We start from the raw sequence: 25,747 nt of genomic DNA on the forward strand, positions 1-25,747 counted from the left end.
ATGAAACATTTATATACCGTTTTATTGTTTTAGGAAATGGCTTTTTTGAATTGTTCCGCTGCGAATTGCCATGTGAATTTCTATTCCAAATAAACATATTCATTTTTTTTGTTTTATTCAAATAAGCTCTCAAAAATGTCCTCGAATTTTTCAACGTGTTTTTGTAATGAAAAATGATTAACGGTTCTGGTATAGCCATTTTCGCCAAAAAGCTTTCTCTTTTCACCATCCACTATAATGCTTTCTATAGCGCTGGCCAACGAAGCAGAGTTGTTTGGTTTGAATAATATGCCTGTTTCATTAGGCAATACTATTTCGGTCAAACCGCCGTGATTGGCTGCTATTACCGGTTTTTTGGAAAGCATGGCTTCAATAGCCACCATTCCAAAAGGTTCCGGTTCCGTTGAAGGCACGACTGCAATATCAATTGAATCCCAAAATTTCCAAATCCCTTCCTGAAAAGGAATGATCACGACTCTTTCTGTAAGGGCAAAATCGATTATTTTATGCTTTAAATCTATTTCAAAAACTTCTTGGTTTGGCGGTGCTGAACCAATAAAAACTAATTTGGTGTTTTGGTATTTGTCGGCAATTTTGTGAAATGCTTCCAATAATAACTGTTGTCCTTTCCAGCTGTTAATCCTTCCGACAAGTGCTATAACCAGCTCATTATTGCTGACTTTAAAATACTCTTTCCTAATCGCTGCAATCTCTTCTTGGGTGGTGTTTTGCTTTTGGGTTACATCCAAACCATTCCAGACAAAATGGGATTTTTTGGTCAATTTCTCATTGTCTTTTATCCAAAATTCCATCGTGGTTTTCGAATCATAAGCCGCTACATGATTGCAATCCAGCGACAATAATTTCACGAATCCTTTGTTGAATATTACCGGTTTGGCAATAATCTCCTGAACATGCCAAAGGTGTTTGATTTTGTTCTTTCGGGCAAAAATAATGCCTATCAACGCCGCCAAAGTATGTGAATATACGATGCTGAAGTTGTATTTTTTGTGAAGTGCATTAAGGGTTTTTAGTCCGTCGCGGTATTCTTTGAAAAAATTTAAGATGCCTTTGGGGGTAACCATTTTTCGGTAAAGCTTCAAAACCGGAGCAATAACGACTTCAATACCATTCTTTTCAAATTCTCTTTTTAATGATCCGTCAAATGGTAGAATCACTACTGACTTGTATTTCTGTTTATCCAAACTGGAGATAAACATTAAAATCGTTTTGTCGGAACCGTAAAGTTCGGCCGATTGATGTATAAAAAGGATGCTTTTCATTGATTATTGATTTTCTCTCTATAGGCAATTAAGAATCCTATTAGTATTGATTTGGTTTCTGTTAAATTATAAAACCCTAAAAATACCCAATTGGATACTAAAAGGAAAACACCTGTTCCAATAAAAAGCAGGTTGATATTGGAGACTATCGGTTTATTGGTTTTCATTTTTCGAAAGAAAAAGATCATGGTAAACAGATAAATAAAAATGCCTAACAAGCCCGATTTCAAGAAGACAATCATAAAACCATTGTGAAGAATGGAAATAAATCGGAGATTCATATCGCCCAACCAAACTTCTTGTTTTAAATCGATTTGAGAACCGATTCCTTTACCAAAGATTGTTGGTGTCAATCCGTCATTGGTCACTTGCCGAATGGTCATAATATTTTCATAGGAACGATAATTATCGTTGAAATCTTTATAATCTTCTCTGTTAATTTTGGTTTTGAACGGCTCCATCGGCGCCACTTTTATTTTATACAAAAATCCTTCAAGTCCTTCTGCGTTACGTCTTGGATTGGTTGAGACAATAATAAAATAACCAACCACAGAAGTGATTACAATACTAGCGATAATGGTTAGTGATTTTTTATTGATAACCAAATAACCTTTTACCGCTAAAAACAGAATAACGAATTGGATAAAATTGGTTCTAGCCAAATACATAAAAGCAGAAAACCCGACAATTAAAGTGAATATCCTTAATGTTTTTTTGGAATAATCAAGTTGAAACTGTTTATGAAACAATAAAATGATAAAAGTATAAACCTCATAATCACTGAAATAACCCGAAATATATCTGATTTCTGCTACGGTCGCTGCTCGGTAAATCAATACGGCGCTAAACAATGTTATGAAGTGACAAATCGCTATAAAAACACCCGTTTTCACAATCAATCTAAAGGCATTCTGAAAATTACGACCACACAATTGGTAACCCAAAAAGAAGCCTATCATTGGTTTGCAGAGATAGGTTATATCTCTAATGATTAAGTATTTTTGATAGTCGAAATTAAACGAAACTACTGTGGCAATAAGTAAAATTAAAGCATAAGGAATAACTAGTTTAAATAGCGAAATCGAATATCTTTTCTGGATTGTAAGTACAAAAGCTAAGCTCCATACTGATATGGTCAACTCAAAAATATCTAAATAAGGTACGGCAATACAGAGTATAAAAAGGAATTGATGAAACCAATTGTTAGGAATGGTTATTTTCATTAGGCTAACGTTTTGATTACTTTGGCCGGTATTCCACCAATAACGACATTATCGGGATAGCTTCCGTTTACCACAGCACCAGCGGCAACCACAGAATTATTGCCAACCGAGCAACCGTCTAAGAAAGTAACTTTGGCACCAACCCAAATATTATTGCCCAACTTAATGCCTTTAGACGTTATGCCTTGTTCTCTGATTAGTTTGGATGTATCGGTGAAATTGTGGTTTTCCGAATGAAAAGAAATATAAGAACCCATGATAACATCGTTTCCGATTTCAATGCCACCCGGCGCGCCGAAATGCGTAAAATCGCCTATGGCCGAATTGTTTCCCATCGTCAATCCCTTTCCGAATTTTGAAAAATGACTGGTAGAAAGTAATTTAGAATAGCATCCAATTTTGACACAATCACCTAAGATTATTTTTTCGGAAGCAAAACCGTCAATATCACAATGGCTTCCGATAGTAACGTTTCTGCCAAAAACTATGTTCCTGGAATTTAAGATTCTCGTGTTACTGCCAATGAATACTTTTTTCCCCGTTTTCAAAAACCCTCTAATCAACATTATCATGCGATTATAAAGAACCGAATAAATCAGTTTGGATGGAATTCGGTCATCAATTTGATAACTTTTTCCGGAGTTGGCCAGCATTTTTTTAAATAGTCTTTTAATCATCTAAGCGCAATTTTACTAAACGTTTCAAAAATACAATAGTTTTTAACTTGGGCGAAGAAATAAGCTGTTTTTAATCGTTTTGAAAAAAACGAATGAGGTAATAATTTCGGTGGCAATTAAGGCTATAAGCACACCTAAAACATGGTAAATTGGTGTAATCAGCAGAATAATAACCAAACTGATTATCGTAATAATCATGGTAACTTTAACATATCCACTTTGCTTGTTGGAAGCCAAAACCAATTGTTTCAGAGGAATTGTTATGCCTTGCAATATCGGAATAATGGTAGCAATTTTTAGCAAATTGCTTATAGTGGTTATTTCTTTAGGATTAAAATAGGTGACAATTTCAACCGAAAAAAATATAATGCCCATCATGGATAAAACGATAAAAAGAAAGTTCAAGCCATTGTAAAGTTTCCAGAAACGAAGCGCTTCATCGGTGCTTTTTTCTAATAAATAACACACTCTCGGATAAACAAAATTGAAGAAAAGTAAAATATAGGTTTTAAAAATGACAATGATTTGGTCGATGATTTTGTATTGTCCGGCCATCACATTTCCGCCAAAAAAACTGATTAACACTATGGGTGAATACATTTGCAGAGAAACAAAAATCTGAGAAGAAAAGATGGAGAAATTTGCTTTAATCATTTTGATTACTTCGGACTTCTTTGCATTCGAGAAAGAAAAAGAATGATGAAAAAGAATATAAAACCAAGTAATTGCGTAGGCAACAATCATCCCGATTCCCCAAAGGAGATTGCAGTAAACATAATCTTCTGCTTTGTTGATAAAGAGAAAAACACCGATTAGGTAAATTACTTTTGACAGAATATTGAGAATGGTTATCCATTTGAAATTTTCGATACCTTGTAGAAACCATGTTGGGTTGATATATTGCCCAACTACCATAGACAAGCTGAAAAAGAAAAGTGTTTTTTCTTGGCTGAAATAAGGAATAATATAGAAGAAGATTGAAGCCAAAACCAACATTGCTGTCAACAATAATAGCTTCGCCAAATAAGTGGTAACAAAAATACGCTCTAACTCCGCATGATTTTCCCGATTAATAGCGACCTCTTTTACCCCTACAATTTCGGAACCATAATCAACAAAAACCATAATAAAAAAGGCCAATGCCATTCCTACGCCTATTTTACCATAACCTTCTTCACCACAAATAGAAACAATATACGGAATGACCAGCAAAGGCGTTATCAAATTAAACCCTTGCCCAAAACCATAGATTATAAGATTTGAGAATTGTTTTTGATTTTTAAAAAGAGAGATTCCTTTTTGGAGCATTTCTAAGAAATTTTTTATAGCTTGAAACTAAAAAACCATAAATTGAAATTCAATTTATGGTTTTTTAAAATTTATAATACTTATTAATTATCTTGTTATCTTAATTAATTCTTCTTCTAATGTTGTGTGAGGATAAATTGAAGGTGCGGTAACTTGGTCAACTGTTTTTCGTTTTAAAACTCCTGTAGATTTATCAACAATAGTGTTTTCTTGATTTGGATAAAAATAATTGAAAATATCAGCACCTGAAGCAACAAACATTTTGTCTAAATAATTGAATGTCATTTTCTTTAAAACAATCTCTGTTTGTTCAACATTTTTGCCATATCCAAGGTCTATTCTAAAATCTGTTGGAATAACATCTTCGGGTAATTTAAAAACAACTTGTTGTACATTATCACTACCTTTTATTTGAGCCCAAACCGATTCTGTCTCTTCAAAATTAATAGATTTATCTTGAGTGTAGTAAAGATGCATATTATCATCTTTTTTAGCAATCAAATCTAATGTTACTAAAAACTGTTTTTCTTTAACTTCAGCAGGTTTTGCTTCTTCTGCTTGTTTTACATCATTTTTACATGAAAGTAAAGCGATGAGTGGTAAAAAAAATAAAACTTTATTTCTCATATTTTAAGTATATAATCTGCAAATATAAATTTTAATTTAATTCAAAACATATTAATTATTCAAAACTAAAATTTTTATCTGTTAGGAACAGTCCTTTTTTATTATTTTTAGTATCTATAATATATAAAGCAAGCACATAGGTTCCTTTATTAAAATCCGATTTTGAGAAAGTAGCATTAAAACCACAATTGGATATGTCATAACTGCTCTTAAAATAGCTTGTTACATCATCTCTTTTTACATTTTCACTTAAAATAATCCTGTTTTCATTATCTTTTATTGCCAACAATTGTATTTTGGTGCTTTCTGAACTTTGATCTAAAAAATAGGCCCATCCACTAATCGTTATTTGATTTGATTTTTCTTCAAACTTTTCAATATAAAAATTGATGTTATCTCCATTCTTTTCCTGAAAAGGGATAAAAGAAGAAAGATCAACAGTTGGTTTGTAATCACTTTTTATAACATAGTGTTTCACAAATGCATCAAAGTATTCGACGCTTTCATCAAGAAAATAATTCTTTTCTAAAAATGCTTTAGTTTCATGTGTTGGCTTAAAGACAGGTGTATGTCCATCAAAATACCAAAAACTTTTTAAATGTAGCGTATCGGCTTTTATACTTGTAACATAACCATTTATATCGTTTTCTATTACAGGTTTGTAATAGTTGTTTTGATTTAAATAATAGTTAAGATAAAAGCCGCCAAGTCTTGCTACAATTGTCTCATTTGCGTGTTTTTGAACCATATAGATGATAGCATGGCTAAATTGTGTTTTATAATAACTTGAGTAGAATTTTTTATCGTAAATCAAGTTTTTAATAGAAAAAAAAGAAAACAACAACAATACTGCTATTTGCAGGTATTTATTTTTAAAAGTACTAATTGCCATTGCAAGCAAGATTATAACCATAGGAAGAATGCAAATGTAATATCGGCTTACAACTATTGGTAGTAAAACATAAGAATAAATTAATGGAAATATGATGGTTATTACTATCAATAACAAAAGTAAAAGAACTGGATTAATAATCACTCTACCATCTTTTTTATTGATGCCTTTTTTATAGCCAATGAACGATAATACTATTGAAGCTATAAAAACGACAATTATAATGATGTTCAATATAGAATTGAATCCAAAGAATTCCTTAAACATCATTTCATAAGTATCCCATGTTGGCAGTTGAATCCAGATGGAGTCGCGTTTCGGATTTAATAAAACAATTATTATTGCCGGAATGTAAAGGATTGTAGTAATCAAACCTGCAAAAACGGATAGTTTTAGTCTTTTAAACAACTGATTTTTTCCATCCTTAAAGATAAAATACAAGAGTATAAAATAAAAGGAAATCAATACAAATACACCAAAAAACTGACTGTAAATCATTAACGATGAGCCAATAACAAATAAAATCATCGTCTTATAGTTGGGTTTTTTTAGGAATTTTATCAAAGTATATAATGCTATACATGTGGTGAAAAACAATAAGGAATACATCCTGCCTTCCTGAGAGTAGTATATCTGAAAGTAATTTATTGAGGTTAAGAATGCGGCTATTAAACCTACCTTCTTAGTAATTAATTCTTTACCTGCATAGAAGATGGAAAAAATTCCTAAAATTCCTAAAATTGCAGAAAAAAGTTTTAAAACCAAGGTAGTATATCCAAATAATAAGAAAAATATATGAACCAAAAAATAATATAACGGTGGATGCGGATCATGGTCTCTTAAAAAAGCATAAATGAATTGAAAATCATATTTAGGATCAGCAATATTTACCGTAAAAATCTCATCAATCCAAAGACTTTGAAAATCTAACTTATAAAACCTAAATAGCGCTCCAATAAAAGCAATGGCCAATAAGATTTTATTACTCTTTATCCAATCGATAATTTTCATTTTTAATAATTTTTAATCAATAAATACAGTTCTTTCAAGATTTTAAATGCCGTTTTCCAACCCAGCTTTGAACCATCAACATCTTCCCAGTTGTACACCGGAATTTCCCTTCCTTTACTTAGCAGGCTTTTCTGTTTTAACCGAACAAAAATTTCTACATCAAATAACCAGGAAGTTTTAAATGGTTTATCAAAAACTTGTTTTAAAATGGCACTCGAAAATATCTTTGCGCCACATTGGGTGTCGTATATGCCTAACTTGAATTTTAGGTTTATAAATGTAATGATAACCCTTCCAATGATATGGCGATGATATTTTCTTTTTATCCCAGAATTCAGTAAAAGTATCCTTGAACCTAATAAAAATTCTGTCTCACCCTTTTCAATCTCAACTAACAATCTTTTGACCTCAGATTCTGGAGTCGAAAAATCCGCATCAAAATAACCTATATAATCATAATTGTTTTTTTCTAGTAATAGATTAACTGATTTAAAGATTGTATTTGCTTTTCCTTGGTTTTGTTTAAAATTAAGCACAAAACATCTTTCTTCGTTTTTTAATGCAAAGTCAGTTATAACGTCTAATGTACCATCTTTACTACCGTCATTTGCCAAGTATATATCAATGCTTGTGTTTTCTATCAAATAGATTAATGAAGAGGTTTTTAACCTTTTTTCTTCGTTATAACACGGAATTATAATTGCTATTTTTTGCATAAACAATAACAAGAAAGTCCAGGAATAGTCATTCCAAGTTTTTTCAACAATAAGCTTATCTCAAAATCTATGGTCAACATCGTGTTTATTGCAGCTGTTTTTAGTTTTCCGGCTTTCCAATTGTCTATGGATTCATCTAGGTCCTTTTTAAGGAACTTATCCAGCTTTCTAAACAGCAGTAAAGAAGTGAAATAATATCCTTTGTCAATTATTGTAAACTCGTTTTTATCTAAAACGTTTTTTAATTGATTAAGCGAATATCTTCTATAATGACCTAATAAAACATCGTGGCTAGAAAAAACAGACTGAAAAGCCGGGACTGCAAAAAAGAAATAATTACTTTCTTTTGCCTGTAAATCATCAAGGATAATTTTCTCGTCTTCTAAATGTTCCAAGACATCCATACACAAATACAATGTTGGTGCTTTTTGTGTTATTGTTGTCAGATATTCATTGAGATTCTGGAAATAAACAACCTGACTGTTGTTGTTATTTGCTTTTAATTGTGCGATGACTTCGGGAGTGTAGGCCGTATCAATCGCATAATATTCTTGAGCCAAATTTTTATCTACTAAGGTGTGGATTATAAATGCATCACCACTGCCAATATCAACAATTCTGTCAATTGGAAATTTGATTTCTGATTGTTTTAAAAAGGTATGCAAAACATTCTTCCTCGAGGTTTCCCAAGGATGTCTGCTGTAATTACTCTTGTCATTTAATCTTGTGAACTCTGATATATCCATTTGTTAATGCTTAAGCTGTTGTAAACTGTCTTCCCAGTTTTTGATTTGAATTCCAAATGTAGTCTTCATTTTGGTCTTATCCAAAACACTAAACTTTGGTCTCATAGCTGGAGTTGGAAAACTTGAAGTAGGAATGGGCTGTAAATTTATAGTTATATTATTGACTTCAAATATCTTTTTTGCGAAATCATACCAACTGCACTGCCCTTCGTTGCTGAAGTTGTAAATGCCAAAGTTGAATGCTGGGTGTTGCACTTCGACAAGCTCAGTCTGACAAATTATTTTTACTAAACATTCGGCTAAATCAACGGCATTTGTTGGAGTTCCTATTTGGTCATTAACCACGGAAATCGAATCTTTTTCCGAAGCCAATCTCAACATGGTTTTCATAAAATTATTTCCAAATTGGGAATAAACCCATGAGGTTCTGATGATGTAATAGCTTTTAAGAGTCGCCTGAATAGCTTTTTCTCCGTCTAATTTGGTTTGCCCATAAACTCCAGTTGGATTTGGAATATCGTCTTCCGTATATCCTTTACCATTTTTCACACTGAGCGCAGTCGAAGTGCCATCAAAAACAAAATCGGTGGAAATATGAAGTAAAACCGTTGAATATTCTTTGCAGACTTGAGCTAAATTTTTAGCGCCGGTAACATTAATCAAATATGCTTTTTCGGGCTCGCTTTCGGCTTTGTCAACAGCAGTGTAAGCTGCGGCATTTATGCAATAGTTAGGTTTTATTTTAGAAAAAGTGGATTCGCAATTTTCGATATTGGTTATATCTAAGTCAGCAGAAGAGCAAAAAACAAAATGTAGTTCAGGATAATTTGGCGCAATAAATTGCAAACTCTGTCCTAATTGCCCATTGGCTCCTGTGACTAAAACTACCATACTTTTTTGGCGTTTTCTAATGTAGGTTGGACTTTATCCTTTTCTGAAATGATTAATTCCTCAACGGGAAAATCCCAATTAACATTTATGGTTTTATCATTATAGCTAATGCCACCTTCAGACTCTTTGTTATAAAAGTTATCACATTTGTAGAAAAAAGTCGCTGTTTCACTCATCACTAAAAACCCATGGGCAAATCCTCTTGGGACAAAGAACTGTCTCTGGTTTTCCCCGGATAAAACTACAGCTTCATATTGCCCAAATGTTTGCGAACCAGGTCTGATATCAACGGCAATGTCTAAAACTTCTCCATGTAATACGCGAACTAACTTGGCCTGAGCGTGCGCTCCTGTTTGATAATGCAAACCGCGTAAAACGCCTTTGGATGAAAACGATTGATTGTCCTGAACAAAATGTACTTGTTGATTAACTCCTTTTTGAAAAGTGTCTTCGTTGAAGCTTTCCATAAAATAACCACGTTCGTCTTTGATGATTTTTGGTTCAATGATAAAACAGCCTTGAAGTTTGGTTGGAATAAAATTCATGTCTTAAATCAAGCTAAGTAAATGTGTACCGTAACCACTTTTTAACAAAGGCTGGGCTAATTTTTCTAATTGTTTTGAATCTATATAACCCATTCTATAAGCGGCTTCTTCTATAGCGCCAATTTTTAATCCTTGACGTTCTTCAATAACCTGGACAAATTGTCCCGCCTGCATTAACGATTGGAATGTTCCCGTGTCTAACCAGGCTGTGCCTCTGTCGAGAATGCTCACTTTGAGCTTTCCTATTCGTAAATACTCTTTATTGACATCGGTGATTTCAAGTTCTCCCCGATGGCTTGGTTTAATATTAGCCGCGATTTCGACTACGTTATTATCATAAAAATAAATACCGGGAACGGCAAAATTTGATTTAGGATGTTCCGGTTTTTCTTCTATAGAAATTACTTTCCCGTCTTTATCAAAATCGACAACTCCATAACGTTCCGGATCCTGAACATGGTAAGCATAAATGATTCCTCCATCAGGATTATTATTAGTTAACAACAAATCTGAAAGTCCTGTTCCGTAAAAAATATTATCGCCAAGAACTAAGGCAACTTTATCGTTACCAATAAACTCTTTTCCAATAATAAACGCTTCGGCAAGGCCATTTGGATTTTCCTGTACAGCATACTCAAATCGACATCCCAAGCTTTTCCCATCGCCTAATAATTGTCTAAATAATGGTAAGTCATGAGGTGTTGATATGATTAAAATTTCATTAATACCGGACCACATCAAGGTTGACAACGGATAATAAATCATTGGCTTATCATAGATCGGCATCAACTGCTTACTAACCGCCAATGTCAATGGATGCAACCTTGTTCCCGATCCACCAGCTAAAATAATTCCTTTCATAATCTAACTTTTCAATTTTGCCATTTGGGTTTTGTAATACGATTTGAGGTACCCACCTAATACAAATAAAAATATAAACAATAATGGCAATATTAATTTCATTTTCCCGTTGACAGCCTTGTTGCTTTTAACATTTAATGTCGCACTGCTTTCCTTTATTATTTTGTCAAGATTAACCAATTCCAAACGGTGTGCACCTTGTTCATTAACCAGCTGATCTTTAATTTTAATGACTTCGTTTAATTGTGAATTTTCGTTGTAGTAAACCAGTTTATCACTTTTTTGTGATCCATTTGTAGTGTTTGAAAAAGCATTTAAAAGTCCGTTAATTTGAGAAATTATCGAATCATTCTCAGCCATTTTAATTTTAATGTTATTCACATATTCCTTCTGGATTATTTTATAGTAATCAGAATTATTAAGATAATTCAAAATAGGCTGAACCGTTTTTTCGTCTGAGGTTTCGTTAAGTGTCGAAAATGAAATAATATGATATGGGTAATTTTTACTTGTCAAACTTTCGTTTACAATCTTCTTAATGTCGCCGTCTTCTGCCATCAGTTTTATCAATTCAAAATTTTGAGCTTTATTGTCAATGAACTTATAGACGTCTGTAATTGGTATAATAGTAATTGCTTTGAGGTTTCTAGTCTCTTTAATTCCGATAATGTCTTTCAGGAATAGCGTGTCGTTATCTTCAATTTTGGAATTAATCAATTCAACTTTTGCATACAAATAATCTACTGCACCAAAATTTGGGCTTACAATAATCTGACTATCATATATTTTTGAAGTTTTATCAAGATACACCCCTAATCCGGCTCCAAGAACAAATAGTATTCCGATCCAAAGAATGTTTCTTTTAAAAAACAAAAATCCCCTGAAAATACTCGTTGAAATGTTCTCTAAAAAGTTGCCAATTTTCTTGGAAATCTGTGACAAATCTATTTCCTGATTGTCATTATTTTGAGATGTTGCACTCATAAAGAATAATTATTTTACGTTAAAAATTTGTTCTAATATCTTAATTGTAATCAAATAGGTGGGCTTTACTCCTGTCGTTCCCAAACCTCCTGAAGCCAAAGTGCTTCCTGTCTCTAAAGGATTATCAGAAGCATAATATGCATACCTTACTTTTACATTTTCCGGTATGCTTTTTCTGATTTTAGATGCCGATTGAATGGCTTTTTGATAATAGGCACCTTCCATCTCAAGTCCGATAACTTCCCATGTTGATTCGTGAAAAAACTTCAATAAATCTTTATTTTGAAGAGATGTCCCCAAAACCGTTACCATTGGTCCTGAACAAACAGGAATTCCGTTTCCTTCAAACATTTCTAAAGTCAGTTCATTTTCAAACGGATAGTTATCTGCTGTTCCTTCATTGATATGTGCGGACGGAATCATAATGTCACCTTTTCCGCCTTCCAGAATCCCGGCTTTACCCATTATCGAAACAGATTCAACATCCAAATGCGTTCTGATTTTTCCTTCTTTGTATGGTTTTAATAATTCGTCAATCGTTTCAAATGCCTGTTCGCCAAAAGCATAATCCATCACAATAAGTACCGGTGCTTTTTTGCCAACAACTGCCTTTGGAAAACTAGACTTCGCCCAATCAATTTTGGCGGTGTCAAATATCTGAACATCTATGTTGGTTCCTGAAAAGACATCCGGAAGCGAAATCATCCCTTGCTTTACGGCTACTTCTTCCACCTTGTTTCGAACGTCTTTTGCTCCCGATTTGCTTAATTCTTCATAAATAAAGAAATCTGATTTGTCCTTGAACTTCGTTTTTAAAACGTTTGTGGCAAATATCGAATTCATCACGCTATGCATGTTGGCACTGATAATGTGGATTGGCCGTTCCAGAAGATCATTGGCTTTCAAGGCTTCCTTAATATTGTTCGCCCAAATCTCTCCGTGGATATGATGACCTAATCGTTCCCTTAAAATCGGGCTAAAGGTGATAGTCCTTTTATTGTTATGGATAATTTCATCTATCGCCAATTTTCCTAACCAATAAACAACATGTAAAAAGCGATCTGGTTTTTCTTTGGTTCCAAAATCATCATAAATAGCTAATACTTCTGAAAAACTTCTACCTAAAACATTCGCCGCGTGAGATATTGCAATTTCCTTTTCCGTAAGCGACATTTTTTTGTTCTGTAAAACGGCTTCTTCCAGCTTTTCCCAATCGCGGGTTAGTTCTACTTCAAGCTCATCTAGCAAAACCCTGTCTTTTATTTTATGTGATTCGATAAAAATAAAAGTCAAATGCGTCAAAATATCATAAATGTCCGAACGTCCGCGTGTGATTTCCACATTCATTTGTTCGTTATCAATGCGATAACAGTTTCTTCTACGTTTTGGAGGAACAATCGGCTGAAAATGTGATTTTGAATATCCTTCGTCTGAAGTTAAGTTGATAAAACGGCATTCTTCAATGCCTACCGGAAGTCTTTCAATTACGTAAAGCAAACCACTAAGTTCTACTTTTTCTTCTGCAATGCTTCCATAAATTTCCGGTCGTAAAGAAAGCAAGGCTTCTCTTAAAGTTTCTCCCGAAACACCCATTGGTTTATAGAAACCTCTGTTGAATAAATGTCTCATGGTAATGTACAATCGTTCGATAGCAGCCGACGATTCTTGCGCTCTTGAGCGCGAAATGTTTTTAATTTCTTTCATTAATTTATTTTCTAACCCGCAAATATAGGGTTTTTGTCGTTAGTTGGTGAGAATAAGGTTTATTGCAGGTTCGTATACTTTCATTTTATCTGATGGATTGGCAATATCCTCTTTGGTTTGTTTATTCCATTTTCCGCCAGAGAAGGTGTAGATAAATTCTCTTTCTACATAATTATATAACACAAAAGGAAAGTATGTTTTTTGTATTGTTGTCTTATTGGTATTCGAATCTTTAACTTCTTTTTCCAATTTATTCTTTTCGATTATTAGCTTTTCAAAACCTACAAAGATGCCGGTTTTTGGCATTTTTAGTCCAAAATCGGTAACATCAAAGTACGATTTCTTAACGCCTTTTTTTACCGAAACCAAAAAGTCTTTATTCAGTAATTCATCTCCGGGAGAACCATCAGGATTAACCGAATAAAGATGGATTTTAAAAGACGCGCTTTCTAATTGGCTGTCTGTGAAAAAATTTACTTGTTTGATGTATCTTGTTCTTTTGTATTTTGGATTATATGGGAAAAATTTAGCGTCAATTCTTGGTGCGTTGTCAAAAGCCTGATAGTTTTCATTTTTAACTTTTCCAATTTCAATTATCCTGGTTTCAAATCTTTTGGCAATCACAACTTCTAATAGTTGAAACGCGTTTACTTTCAAAATAACTTTTCCTGCATCGGCAGCTTTAACCGTTTTCTTTTCATAGCCCATCGATGAAAAAATCAAATTTTTATTTGGCAAACAGTTAATAATAAACTCTCCATTTTCCTCGGAAGTAGTGCTGTTGTTTTCATTTTCAACCCAAATATTTACATATGAAATTGGTTTGTTAAATTCATCAACAACAATGCCTTTAACTTGGGCAGAAACCGCAGAAACCATCAACAACACCAACCATAACAATCTTTTTTCTTTCATCTTTATTCTAAAAAGTTTTTAACAAATCGGCAATTTTTCTATCGTTACTCAATCGCGGAATTTTATTTTGTCCGCCCAATTTCCCTATCGATTTCATATACTCCTGAAAACCATTTTTTGAAACTTTTGAAACAACCAATGTTTTCAATACTTTCCCAACAATCAAGTCGTCGTAGTAGCTGTTTTGTTTTCGCATTTCGTTGTCAATTTTTAAGGCAAATGCTGCAGGATTTTCAGGTTCGTTTTCAAATTCTATAAACCATTCGTGATAGGGTAATCCCGATTCTGGTGCAATTTGTGGCGCTACCGTAAATTCATTTACTCGAATGCTGGTGTTTTCCATTGCCTCTTTCAAAGCACATTCCACTTCTTTACCAATAACGTGTTCGCCAAAAGCAGAGATATAATGTTTGATTCGGCCGGAAACGATAACGCGATAGGGTTTTAAACTGGTGAACTGAATGGTGTCGCCAATATTGTAAGCCCAAAGTCCGGCATTCGTAGAAATGATTAAAACATAATTGACATTCAACCCCACTTCCCCAATCGTATAACGTCTTGGATTATTCGTAAAAAACTCATCTGATTTTACAAATTCATAGAAAATTCCCGAGTTCAAAAGCAGCAGCATTCCATCTTCATTTCTGCTCCCGAAGTTTCGGGACTGATAGGCAAAAAACCCTTCAGAAGCCGGAAAAAGCTCAATTGAGTCTACTTTTCTTCCGATAAGGTTTTCAAATTTTGCACGATACGGCTCGTAGTTTACGCCGCCATAAATAAACAAATTGAAGTTTTTGAAAATGTCGCCAACGGCTTTACCTCCTTTTTGTTCCAATTTTTCAAAATACATCTGAACCCAGGAAGGAATTCCTGAAATCACCGTCATATTTTCGTTAAAGGTTTCGGCAACAATCGCATCAACTTTGGTTTCCCAATCTTCAATGCAATTGGTTTCCCAGCTTGGCATTCGATTTTTCTGCAAATATTTCGGAACAAAGTGCGCTACAATTCCGGAAAGTCTTCCAAGGTTAATTCCGTTTTTTTCTTCCAAAATTGGACTTCCCTGCAGGAAAATCATTTTGCCGTCAACAAATGCTGTTTTTCCGGTTTCGTGAATGTAATTTAGAATGGCATTTCGCGCTGCTTCAATATGAAATGGCATGGATTCTTTGGTCAACGGAATATATTTCGCGCCCGAAGTTGTGCCCGAAGTTTTGGCAAAATAAATCGGTTTTCCCTTCCAAAGAATATCTTCTTCGCCTTTTACAACGCGGTCAACATAAGTCCGTAAATCTTCATAATCCCTAATGGGAACTTGATTGGCAAAGTCTTCAAAGTTTTTTATTTTAGAAAAATTATGGTCTTTTCCAAACTGGGTGTTTTTGGCTGAAGCCAGAAGATTTTGAAAAACTTTCTGCTGGGTTTCAATAGGATTCTGAACCCATTTTTGAGTTTTCCTGTGGATTATATTCGCAAATATTTTGGCCGCAACCGATTTTACAGACATAAATTATTTATTTGAAAAATTCTTTTTTAATGCTCGTTCTGTTGTGAGCAATAAATAAATACCTACTATAATCAAGGCGGTTATACTTATCGGCATTTCTATATCAACCGAAAAAGCAAATGCCAATTTCAAAAAAGAAAAAAGCATCAAAAACAATCCTCCTTCAATCATTCTTAAAGAAGAAAATCTTTGGGCAAAGTTCCATCGTTCTTGGCTTTTCATTGAAGACGAAGTTCTATAACCATAAAGCGAATTAATTTCTTTGGGTGGATAATAATACATGATTAATGCTACAAAAAAGAAAATTAAACCCGTCAAAAAAGGCATTCCCATTACATATTCCGCTATTCTATCCATAGTTTAAAAATTATTCAAATTCAATAAAAATACTCGGATCAATGGAATATCCATCCTTCCATAATTCAAAATGCAGATGCACTCCGGTAGATTCTTGTCCGGTTGAACCAGCCAAAGCAATAACTTCCCCCGTTTTTACCACATCGCCTTGCGAAACAGTTACTGAAGCCGCGTGTTTATAAACCGAAATAAATCCGCTGTTGTGTCTAATGATTACAACGTTACCGGTAGTTGGGGTCCAATCGGCAAAGATTACTCTTCCGCTCATGATGGATTTTATCGGAGTGTTTTTTGCCAAAGCAATATCAACCGCATAATGTTTGTTTGAAGGATTGTATTTTCCGGTTATGATTCCTTTCACAGGCGGAAATAAAACCGCGGTAACTTTTGGCTTTGCTTTTCCAAAAAGATTGTATTTATCATCTCTTTCCACTTCTTCCCTTAACTTTAAATCGGCATTTGAGGGTTTTAAATCCTCTTCAGAAACATGTTCTGAAGTGTTTGCCATAATAGAATCCTTATTGAATTTCGCATATTGCAAATCGCCCGTTAAAACCTTCTTAATTGATTCTATGTACGCTTCATTTTTCTTTAGCGCGTGATTTAATGAATCTGATTTCAGGGCTAATTCGGTAGCGTCCTTTTTTAATTGTGTGGAAGCATAACCTGGAATATATTCTCTCAAGGGCGTAAAAGCAATGATGTATGTAGTAATGAAAATAATTAAAAACGCACCAATTGTGGCTACTACAAAAACATTCATTAGCGTTAACCGAAGCGAAAAAATTTCTTCAAAAGTGTCTTCGTTCAATATAACCAAGCGGTTTTTTGTGAAGAGTTTTTTTTTGATTCGTTTTCGTTTGAGCCGTTTTTCGGACATATTTGCTTGAATGTGCTACAAATATAGAAAATAAGTTGATTTCGTCTTTTTTACTGTTAACGATGTTTAACTTATATTTATTATGTCGAAATCCAAAAGAGTGTTATTTTCTTTTTACCTTTGTTGAAGTTTATTTAAAATAATTCGCGAAAGCAAAAAATTAATATCATGGGGAAATTCGGAATCACAGAAATTGTACTTATTCTCGCTGTAGTTTTATTACTTTTTGGAGGTAAAAAAATTCCGGAGTTAATGAAAGGATTGGGCTCAGGAATAAATGAATTCAAAAAAGCGTCTAAGGGAGAAGATGAGGCTCATGCTGCTTCTAAAAAAGAACAAGAAGTAAACGAAGAGAAAAAATAATTTTCTTTCAAATCATCAAAAATACAAATCTCAAATTCCAATAATGGTGTTTGGGATTTCTGTTTTATAAAATCATTGTCAACTGAATACGTTTCCGTTCTTCGTCGACCTCAACGACTTTCACCTGAACGTGCTGATGCAGCTTCACGACTTCATTCACATCGGAAACAAAGCCGGCTTTGAGTTGCGAAATGTGAACCAATCCGCTTTCTTTAATTCCGATATCGACAAAACAGCCAAAAGCCGTAATGTTATTCACAATTCCGGGTAAAATCATTCCGGTTCTGACATTTTTTATGGTCGTAACGGTTGGGTCAAATTCAAAAACTTTTGCGGCTTTTCTTGGGTCAAGTCCTGGTTTTTCCAATTCTTTAACGATATCTTTCAATCCAAGAATTCCAATTTCCGGAGTGATGTAATTTTCTAATTTTATTAGGGATATCTTTTCTCTGTTTGCAATCAAATCATTGGTCTTTAAACCCAAATCCTTTGCCATTTTTTCCACAATTGGATAGGCTTCAGGATGTACAGCTGAATTATCCAAAGGGTTTTTTCCATTATGTATCCGAACAAAAGCTGCCGCTTGTTGGTACGCTTTATCTCCTAAACGCGGCACTTTTTTAATTTGCTTCCTGTCTTCAAATGGACCATTTTCTGAACGAAACGCTACAATATTTTCAGCCATTTTTTCTCCAATTCCGGAAACATAACTCAACAGCGATTTGCTGGCCGTATTGATATTTATTCCGACTGAATTCACACAACGCACTACAACCGTATCCAATTCTTCCTTCAATTTTGTTTGGTCAACATCGTGTTGGTATTGCCCGACGCCAATTGATTTGGGGTCAATCTTTACCAGTTCAGCCAAAGGATCAGAAAGTCGCCTTCCGATAGAAACAGAACCGCGAACCGTTACGTCATATTTCGGGAATTCCTCACGGGCAATTTTACTTGCGGAGTAAACGGAAGCGCCAGCTTCAGAAACTATAAAAACCTGAACCGGTTTGGCTTCGCCCTGTTCGCCTTTGGCTCGAGTGTCAAAAGCAATTTTCTTGATAAAGAATTCCGTTTCACGGCTTGCCGTTCCGTTTCCGATAGAAATTGCCTCAATGTTATAGGCATTAACCATCGAACGGATTTTTTTCATCGCCATCGCGCTTTCGTTTTGTGGTTGATGCGGATAAATGGTTTCATTGTATAATAAATCGCCTTTTTCATCGAGGCAGACTACTTTACAACCGCTTCTAAATCCGGGATCAATAGCCAAAATTCGCTTTTCTCCCAATGGCGGTGCCAATAAAAGCTGGCTCAAATTGCCTGCAAAAACATCAATTGCCTTACTATCGGCTTTTGCTTTTGCATCCTGTAGTGTTTCGTTTGAAATAGCTGGTTCGAGCAATCGCTTGTAGCAGTCTTTGATGGCTAATTCAATGTGATTGGTTGTGTCATTTTGGGCTTTTATGATTTCGTTTTCGATGAAAACAATCGCTTCTTCTCCCGACCCTTCGGGATTCAAATCAATATTTAATTTTACGAAACCTTCTGATTCTGCACGTAACATTGCCAATAACCGATGTGATGGTACTTTTGACATAGGCTCAGCCCAATCAAAATACTGGGAATATTTTTGAGCCGCTTCTTCGTCTTTTTTGGTTTTTACCACTTTAGTAGCTACAATCGCTTTCCGCTGGAACAATCCGCGAAGATTTTTTCGGATGTAACTATTTTCATTAATCCATTCTGCAATAATATCCCTCGCGCCCTGCAATGCTTCGTCTTCGTTTTTGATTTTGTCATTAATATATTGAGTTGAAATGAACTCGATATCGTCTTTTCCTTGTGCAAAAATGATTTTTGCCAAAGGTTCCAATCCGTTTTCACGCGCAATGTCAGCACGGGTTTTTTTCTTCTTCTTATAGGGTAAATACAAATCTTCCAATTCCGTCAAATTGAAACTTTCTTTAATTTTCCTAGCCAATTCCGGAGTAAGCTGACCCTGTTCGTCAATCGTTTTAAGAATAGATTCTTTTCGCTTTACAATTTCATCGAATTGTTTCGAAAGCTTGGCAATTTGTTCAATTACCACTTCGTCGAGATTTCCTGTTTGGTCTTTACGGTAACGTGAAATAAATGGGATGGTGCAATCTTCGGAAAGTAATTTTAAGGTTGCTTCAATGCTTTTTGGCGAAGCGGTAACCTGGCTCTGGATAAATTGTATGTTGGTCATTATTTGATTTAGGAATTTGGGGCTAAAGAATTCAAAGAATATTTAATCCTGAACGATAAAATCTTTTGGGTCTTTCTTTTTGAATTCAGGTTGGATGTTGGTATGGTTAATGTTGAATTTCTTTAACAAAACCATTTCGATTTTCTCTAACAAAATATTGAATTCGCTCATTTTAATATCTTCAGAGCAGTCAAGATGTGCTTCAAGATGCAGTTCGTCATCATTTAGGTTCCAAACATGGATGTGGTGTAATTTAGTAACACCTTTTATTTTGTGAACTTCTCGAACCAACTTTTTAATATCGATATAATCCGGAGTGAAAAGCATCAGCATTTTTGTTGCGGACTTGATTAAATCATAGCTTATATAGATAAGATAAAGTGCAATTAATAAAGTCATTACGCTATCAACCCAGAACCAACCATAAAATTTCATTAGGATTCCGCCAACCAAAACTCCCACCGAAGCCATCATATCACTTAATAAATGCAAATAAGCAGACTTCATATTTAAATTGTGTTCAGAATCTTTTTTCAGTAATAAAACCGAACCTCCGTTCACCCCGATTCCCAATAAAGCTAACCAAATGACTAAACCCGACTTAATAGGTTCCGGATGAAATACTCTTGTTGAAGCTTCATACACTAAAAATAATGCTACAATAATCAATGTTATTGCATTAATGAAAGCAGCAATCAATTCGGCGCGTTTGTATCCGAATGTATTGTTTAATGAAGCTTTTCTTTTGGATAATTTATGCGCTATCAAGCTAAAAACCAATGAAAGCACATCAGAAAAATTGTGTAATGCATCCGAAATTAGGGCTAAGCTTCCTGAAATAATTCCGCCTACAACCTGCGCAATAGTAATGAGAAGATTCAGTAAAATGGAATAAATCAGATTTCTTCCTTTGACTTCGTGTTTGTGAATGTGATTGTGGTCCATTTATTGGCAGGCAATTTTGTTAACCCGGTTGGCGTGTCTTCCGCCCTCAAAATTGGTGTTTAAAAAAATATCTACCATTTCAACAGCTTGTTGGATTGATGTAAATCGTGCCGGAATGCTAATAATATTGGCATCATTATGCTGACGTGCCAATCCGGCGATTTCTTTCGTCCAACACAATGCCGAGCGAATCTCTTGGTGTTTATTAACTGTCATATTAATTCCGTTTCCCGAACCGCAAATTACAATACCAAAATCGGCTTTTCCGGTTTCTACATCTAGTGCTACAGGATGTCCAAAATCAGGATAATCTACACTGTCGAAAGTATCCGTTCCGTGATTGACTATTTCGTGTTCTCTCTCTTCTAAAAAGGCAACAATTGCTTTCTTGTAATCTGGTCCGGCGTGATCATTTCCAATTGAGATTTTCATGGTGTTGTGAATATATATAGAAGGCAAATTTACGGAAAGTATTGATTGTATTTTTGTTTATTGTAAGTGTTTGATTTTTAAAAGATAAAGTTTATTAAGGTAATAATTATTTTATAACTATTTGAAAATAAATAAATTAGCTGAAATTGAGGTGCTGAAATCTGCAATTGTTAATTAATTTTTTTAATTCGTTGATAATCAGTTAACCTTAAATTAACATTAATTGTTAACAACTTCGGATAGAATTTTAGAAGTTTTTCTTGAATGTCGGGTTTAAAATTGTAATCAAAAACCCGATTGGATAAAACAAATTTAGTTTGGATAATTTGTAGAAAAGTTATTAATACAAAATTGCATCCTTTTAAACACAAATCAACAAAAAGTTGTCTACAAAAAACAGCTTTTCTTAGTTGTCAACAACTGTTAACTAAATCTTAAAAAGTGCTTAAAATGAAGGATTTAATTTCTTAAAACTATGTTAACAAATTAGTATAACAAAAGATAATTCTAGAATCTAATTTATATCAATAAAGTTATTGTACAAATTAACACGCTATAATAACCATCATAAATTTAAATTTAAAAATCTTTTCTTTTTGTTATTTTTAATATGTGTTGATAACATTCTTTTTATAAATTATAAAAGTTATCTTTTCTTAAATTCTTAAAACTTATTCTGATATCTTAATACTTCTTCGTAATTTTCAGCATTAATTAGAAATTAAAAATGAGTAAAAAACCTAAAAAGTTCGGAAAGAATGAAAAAACTTTTTCCGAGAAAATATTTAAGATACTTTCAAAGAACGCAAATAAGCCCTTTAACTACAAACAAATTGCGGCTATTTTAGAATTAGATGATACCAAAAGCAGGAATGAAATAATAAAGGATTTAAAAATTCTCGCAGCTCAAAAACTAATCATCGAATCTGAACCGGGAACCTATCTTGTCAAAGCATCAAGCCAGCAATATTACGAAGGAATCGTTGATATGACTTCGAGAAAATCAGGTTATTTTGTTTGTGATGAATTAGAAAACGATGTCTTTATTCCGTTTATAAATCTGAATCACGCTTTGGATAAAGATAAAGTGAAAGCCTACGTCTATAACCGAAGAAGTTCAAGAAAACCGGAAGCCGAAGTTATAGAAATCATCGAAAGAAATAAAACAGAATTCGTTGGTGTAGTTGATATTCAAAAGAATTTCGGATTTGTAACAACTGCCAATGCCAAAATGTATACCGATATTTTTATTCCAAAAAATAAATTAGCCGAAGCCGAACATGGTGATGTGGTTTTGGTAAAATTGGAAGATTGGCCGGCAAAAGCTGATTCACCTTTTGGTTCCGTTATAAAAGTTCTTGGAAAGCCAGGCGAACACAATACCGAAATTCATGCCATCTTAGCCGAATATGGTTTACCATATGATTTCCCTATTGAAGTTGAAGCGTATGCCAATAAAATTGATACTTCAATTACACAAGCGGAAATTGACAAACGTCGCGACATGCGAAAAGTATTGACATTTACAGTTGACCCAAAAGACGCAAAAGATTTTGATGATGCGTTGTCATTTCAAGTGTTGGAAAATGGTAATTTTGAAATTGGTGTCCACATTGCTGATGTTTCCCATTATTTAAAGGAAGGAACGATACTTGACGATGAAGCTTATAACAGAGCGACTTCTGTCTATTTGGTTGATCGCGTTGTACCGATGCTTCCCGAAGTGTTGTCAAATTTTGCCTGCTCGCTTCGTCCACATGAAGAAAAGTATACATTTTCAGCTATATTTCAGCTGAATGCAAAGGCGGAAGTTTTAGATTCCTGGTTCGGAAGAACCATAATTTATTCAGACCAGCGTTTTGCTTATGAAGAAGCGCAGCATATTATTGAAACTAAAAGCGATGTTATTCCGGCTGAGATTTCGTTAACAGGAAAAGAATATAAGGTTCCCGCGGAGATAGTAGCTGCGACTTTAAAGCAGGATGAATTGGCTAAGATTCTGAGAAGAAAAAGAATGGCTGATGGTGCTATATCTTTTGATAAGGTAGAGGTAAAATTCAATCTGAATGAAGAATCAGAACCTGTTGGTGTTTTCTTTAAAGTTTCTAAAGATGCTAATCACCTGATTGAAGAATTCATGTTGTTAGCCAACAGAAAAGTGGCGGAATTTATAGGAAAACAAAAGAAAACTTTTATCTATCGAATACATGACGAACCAAACCAGGATAAATTAATTAATCTGCAAACAGTGATTTCTAAATTTGGTTACGCTATAAATATGAAGTCAAAAAAGGAGATTTCACAATCATTGAATAAATTATTGAATGACGTCAACGGAAAAAAAGAACAGAATTTAGTTGACACACTGACAATCAGAAGTATGAGTAAAGCCAAATATTCTACCGAAAATATTGGACATTACGGATTAGCTTTTGATTATTACAGTCATTTTACTTCGCCAATTCGCCGTTATCCGGATGTTATGGCTCACCGATTATTGCAATATTACCTCGACGGAGGAAAGTCAGTCGATGCTGATGTTTACGAAGACAAGTGTGAACACTCCAGTAATATGGAAGGTTTAGCAGCACAAGCAGAAAGAGATTCAGTAAAATACATGCAGGTAAAATACATGCAGGATCACAAAGACCAAGAGTTTCTTGGAGTAATTTCAGGAGTTACGGAATGGGGAATTTATGTTGAAATTATCGAAAATAAATGCGAAGGAATGGTTCGTATTCGGGAAATAAAAGAAGATTATTATACGTTTGATGAAAAGCAATATGCCTTGGTTGGTCAGGCAACACAAAGTATTTTGCAGCTTGGTGATGAAGTGTTTGTAAAAGTAAAAACCGCTGATTTAGTTAAGAAACAATTGGATTTTAATTTTATAAGAAGAAATCAGAATTAGTATTCAGTAAACAAAAATTTATGAGAAAAGCAGCTTTTAGTTTATTGGTTTTTAATTCGATGGCTTTTGGGCAGATTGAAAAAAAAGTAGGCGATTTTAACAAAGTAACTTCGTTTGATAGAATTGATGTAATGTTAATTCCTGGTAATGAAAACATTGTGCAGCTGGAAGGTAAAGAAGCAGAAGAAGTTGAATTAATCAATAAAAATGGGGAATTAAAAATCAGGATGCCATTGACTAAGTTATTGAATGGAGAGAATATTTCTGTAACTGTTTTTTATAAAAAACTTACTGCGGTAGAGGCTAACGAAGGTTCCAGAATTGCTAGTGGCGATAAAATTAGTTCGGTTGTCTTTGACGTTAGTGCAAAAGAAGGTTCTGAAATAAAATTGATTTTAGATGTTGAAAAATTGAATGTGAGAACAGCAAACGGATCAAAGGTTTTACTAGAAGGAAACGCTGATATTCAAGATGTTTTAGTTAATTCGGGTGGCATTTACGAAGCGGAAGGATTAGAGTCACAAATAACTACTGTTTCTTGCAACGCTGGGGGTGAAGCAGCAATTTTTGCGACAAATATTGTTGACGCTAAAGTAAGGGCAGGTGGAAATATTGTAATTCACGGGCATCCGAAGCAAATTAATCAAAAAGTAATCGCAGGCGGGACCATTAAGGAAGCCAAATAGATTTATTCTAGATTGTAAATTTTAAATTCTAAATTGCTGAGTCAAATTTTAAAAATGATATTACTTCAGGATATTTTATCTGCCATTCCGCTTGGTTTCTTTCTAAGTTTTATGATTGGGCCGGTTTTCTTTGTATTGCTTGAAACCAGTGTTGTTAAAGGATTTAGAGCAGCAATTGTTTTTGATTTAGGAGTTGTTTTGGCAGACATTGTGTTTATTACCATTGCTTTTTTTAGTAGTTACCGATTAATTCAGAGCATCAAGGATGACCCGGCTTTGTTCATTTTTGGAGGCTTGGTAATGCTTACTTATGGGATTATTTCTTTTGTAAATAACAGAAAGGAAGCCAAAAAAAGCAAGCTTGATGAAATCGACCCAAATGAATTGGCTAAAACCAATTATTTATCACTATTCATTAAAGGTTTTTTCCTCAATTTTATCAATATTGGCGTACTGGGTTTTTGGTTGGCAATTTTAATAACCATTGGGCCCCAGCTTGAGTTGAAAACCCCACGGATGTTAACTTTCTTCTCTACTTTAATTGTCACTTACTTTATAACCGATATTTTCAAAATACTGTTAGCGAAGCAATTAAGAAGCAAGTTGAACCCAAAAAACATCCTTTTAATTAAGAAGCTAATCAGTATTGTTTTGATTCTTTCGGGCGTATTTCTTTTAACTCAGGGTTGGTTTCCAAAAGAGCAAAAAATGGTCAATAAAGCGTTTGAGAAGCTGGAGCATAAGAAATAAAAAAGAGCTATTATTTCTCGTAACTCTTTTGAAACATTTATCCCTACTCGAACATAACTTTAATTAATTTTCCTTAAAATTTATAAATAAAAAACCTCCAAGTTTGTTTTGCCAGTTCGCAGCGCTTGTGTATTTGAAGGTTTTATTGTCCGGATTCGAACATAGCTTTAATTAATTTGTTCTAAAAATTTACAATAAAAAAACCTCTCGTAAAGAGAGGTTTAAATTCCGAGGCATCGTCCGGATTCGAACCGGAGTAAACGGTTTTGCAGACCGGTGCCTAGCCGCTCGGCCACGATGCCG

General features: G+C 34.1%; 24 protein-coding genes and 1 tRNA gene. 4 read left to right on the forward strand and 21 right to left on the reverse strand.

What is annotated here, in order from left to right:
- Nucleotides 1-113 precede the first annotated feature (113 nt).
- The 17 genes from Q0Q99_RS03960 to Q0Q99_RS04040 form a co-directional block, all read right to left on the reverse strand.
- On the reverse strand, nt 114-1,283 hold the full coding sequence (locus Q0Q99_RS03960; protein WP_293891772.1) for a glycosyltransferase family 4 protein: 1,170 nt from the start codon (nt 1,281-1,283) through the stop codon (nt 114-116).
- A complete protein-coding gene (locus Q0Q99_RS03965; protein ID WP_293891775.1) occupies nt 1,280-2,506 on the reverse strand; it encodes a hypothetical protein in 1,227 nt (408 codons plus the stop codon). The genes Q0Q99_RS03960 and Q0Q99_RS03965 overlap by 4 nt, the downstream gene beginning before the upstream one ends.
- Nucleotides 2,506-3,183, reverse strand: a complete 678-nt coding sequence (locus Q0Q99_RS03970) for a hypothetical protein (RefSeq protein ID WP_293891778.1) — start codon at nt 3,181-3,183, stop codon at nt 2,506-2,508. The genes Q0Q99_RS03965 and Q0Q99_RS03970 overlap by 1 nt, the downstream gene beginning before the upstream one ends.
- A gap of 42 nt (nt 3,184-3,225) precedes the next feature.
- Nucleotides 3,226-4,491 carry an oligosaccharide flippase family protein gene (locus tag Q0Q99_RS03975; protein ID WP_293891781.1) on the reverse strand — a complete coding sequence of 422 codons (1,266 nt, stop codon included), beginning with the start codon at nt 4,489-4,491 and terminating at the stop codon, nt 3,226-3,228.
- 87 nt (nt 4,492-4,578) lie between these two features.
- The gene (locus tag Q0Q99_RS03980; RefSeq protein ID WP_293891784.1) at nt 4,579-5,118 is read right to left on the reverse strand and encodes a hypothetical protein; all 540 of its coding nucleotides are present in this window, start codon (nt 5,116-5,118) and stop codon (nt 4,579-4,581) included.
- 55 nt (nt 5,119-5,173) lie between these two features.
- Nucleotides 5,174-7,021: a glycosyltransferase family 39 protein gene (locus Q0Q99_RS03985; RefSeq protein ID WP_293891787.1), complete on the reverse strand. Its 1,848-nt coding sequence runs from the start codon at nt 7,019-7,021 to the stop codon at nt 5,174-5,176.
- Nucleotides 7,022-7,023: 2 nt separating this feature from the next.
- Entirely contained in the window at nt 7,024-7,737 is a 714-nt protein-coding gene (locus Q0Q99_RS03990) for a glycosyltransferase (protein WP_293891790.1), read from the reverse strand.
- On the reverse strand, nt 7,725-8,483 hold the full coding sequence (locus Q0Q99_RS03995; RefSeq protein WP_293891793.1) for a hypothetical protein: 759 nt from the start codon (nt 8,481-8,483) through the stop codon (nt 7,725-7,727). The genes Q0Q99_RS03990 and Q0Q99_RS03995 overlap by 13 nt, the downstream gene beginning before the upstream one ends.
- A 3-nt stretch (nt 8,484-8,486) precedes the next feature.
- A complete protein-coding gene (rfbD, locus tag Q0Q99_RS04000; protein WP_293891796.1) occupies nt 8,487-9,374 on the reverse strand; it encodes a dTDP-4-dehydrorhamnose reductase in 888 nt (295 codons plus the stop codon).
- On the reverse strand, nt 9,368-9,919 hold the full coding sequence (rfbC, locus tag Q0Q99_RS04005; protein ID WP_293891799.1) for a dTDP-4-dehydrorhamnose 3,5-epimerase: 552 nt from the start codon (nt 9,917-9,919) through the stop codon (nt 9,368-9,370). The genes rfbD and rfbC overlap by 7 nt, the downstream gene beginning before the upstream one ends.
- Before the next feature lie 3 nt (nt 9,920-9,922).
- Nucleotides 9,923-10,780 (reverse strand): glucose-1-phosphate thymidylyltransferase RfbA, encoded by an 858-nt coding sequence (gene rfbA / locus Q0Q99_RS04010; protein ID WP_293891802.1) that lies wholly within the window; start codon nt 10,778-10,780, stop codon nt 9,923-9,925.
- A gap of 3 nt (nt 10,781-10,783) precedes the next feature.
- Nucleotides 10,784-11,764, reverse strand: a complete 981-nt coding sequence (locus tag Q0Q99_RS04015) for a hypothetical protein (protein WP_293891805.1) — start codon at nt 11,762-11,764, stop codon at nt 10,784-10,786.
- Nucleotides 11,765-11,773: 9 nt separating this feature from the next.
- Nucleotides 11,774-13,468 carry a hypothetical protein gene (locus Q0Q99_RS04020; protein ID WP_293891808.1) on the reverse strand — a complete coding sequence of 565 codons (1,695 nt, stop codon included), beginning with the start codon at nt 13,466-13,468 and terminating at the stop codon, nt 11,774-11,776.
- A gap of 39 nt (nt 13,469-13,507) precedes the next feature.
- Nucleotides 13,508-14,383, reverse strand: coding sequence for a carboxypeptidase-like regulatory domain-containing protein (locus tag Q0Q99_RS04025; RefSeq protein ID WP_293891811.1), 876 nt, complete (start codon nt 14,381-14,383; stop codon nt 13,508-13,510).
- A gap of 7 nt (nt 14,384-14,390) precedes the next feature.
- Nucleotides 14,391-15,890: a GH3 auxin-responsive promoter family protein gene (locus Q0Q99_RS04030; RefSeq protein WP_293891814.1), complete on the reverse strand. Its 1,500-nt coding sequence runs from the start codon at nt 15,888-15,890 to the stop codon at nt 14,391-14,393.
- Between the two features lie 3 nt (nt 15,891-15,893).
- Entirely contained in the window at nt 15,894-16,247 is a 354-nt protein-coding gene (locus Q0Q99_RS04035; protein WP_293891817.1) for an SdpI family protein, read from the reverse strand.
- Between the two features lie 10 nt (nt 16,248-16,257).
- Entirely contained in the window at nt 16,258-17,058 is an 801-nt protein-coding gene (locus Q0Q99_RS04040; protein ID WP_367174975.1) for a M23 family metallopeptidase, read from the reverse strand.
- 237 nt (nt 17,059-17,295) lie between these two features.
- Here Q0Q99_RS04040 and Q0Q99_RS04045 point away from each other — a divergent pair, with 237 nt between their 5' ends.
- Nucleotides 17,296-17,490, forward strand: a complete 195-nt coding sequence (locus Q0Q99_RS04045) for a twin-arginine translocase TatA/TatE family subunit (protein WP_293891823.1) — start codon at nt 17,296-17,298, stop codon at nt 17,488-17,490.
- Between the two features lie 64 nt (nt 17,491-17,554).
- On the opposite strand, the gene Q0Q99_RS04050 is transcribed toward Q0Q99_RS04045, so the two are convergent.
- From Q0Q99_RS04050 to rpiB, 3 genes are read right to left on the reverse strand one after another with little or no spacing between them, the layout of a single operon-like run.
- A complete protein-coding gene (locus Q0Q99_RS04050) occupies nt 17,555-19,720 on the reverse strand; it encodes a Tex family protein (RefSeq protein WP_293891826.1) in 2,166 nt (721 codons plus the stop codon).
- 42 nt (nt 19,721-19,762) lie between these two features.
- The gene (locus tag Q0Q99_RS04055) at nt 19,763-20,665 is read right to left on the reverse strand and encodes a cation diffusion facilitator family transporter (RefSeq protein ID WP_293891829.1); all 903 of its coding nucleotides are present in this window, start codon (nt 20,663-20,665) and stop codon (nt 19,763-19,765) included.
- A complete protein-coding gene (gene rpiB, locus Q0Q99_RS04060) occupies nt 20,666-21,097 on the reverse strand; it encodes a ribose 5-phosphate isomerase B (protein WP_293891831.1) in 432 nt (143 codons plus the stop codon).
- Between the two features lie 727 nt (nt 21,098-21,824).
- Here rpiB and rnr point away from each other — a divergent pair.
- Genes rnr through Q0Q99_RS04075 form a run of 3 tightly spaced genes read left to right on the forward strand, consistent with a single transcriptional unit; the run spans nt 21,825 to nt 25,444 of the window.
- On the forward strand, nt 21,825-24,008 hold the full coding sequence (gene rnr, locus Q0Q99_RS04065) for a ribonuclease R (RefSeq protein ID WP_293891833.1): 2,184 nt from the start codon (nt 21,825-21,827) through the stop codon (nt 24,006-24,008).
- A gap of 20 nt (nt 24,009-24,028) precedes the next feature.
- Entirely contained in the window at nt 24,029-24,694 is a 666-nt protein-coding gene (locus tag Q0Q99_RS04070; protein WP_293891835.1) for a head GIN domain-containing protein, read from the forward strand.
- Between the two features lie 54 nt (nt 24,695-24,748).
- Entirely contained in the window at nt 24,749-25,444 is a 696-nt protein-coding gene (locus Q0Q99_RS04075) for a LysE family transporter (RefSeq protein ID WP_293891838.1), read from the forward strand.
- 231 nt (nt 25,445-25,675) lie between these two features.
- On the opposite strand, the gene Q0Q99_RS04080 is transcribed toward Q0Q99_RS04075, so the two are convergent.
- A tRNA-Cys gene (locus tag Q0Q99_RS04080) sits at nt 25,676-25,746 on the reverse strand.
- Between the last annotated feature and the right edge of the window lies 1 nt (nt 25,747).

The organism is Flavobacterium sp., from assembly GCF_025352425.1.
Lineage (GTDB): Bacteria > Bacteroidota > Bacteroidia > Flavobacteriales > Flavobacteriaceae > Flavobacterium.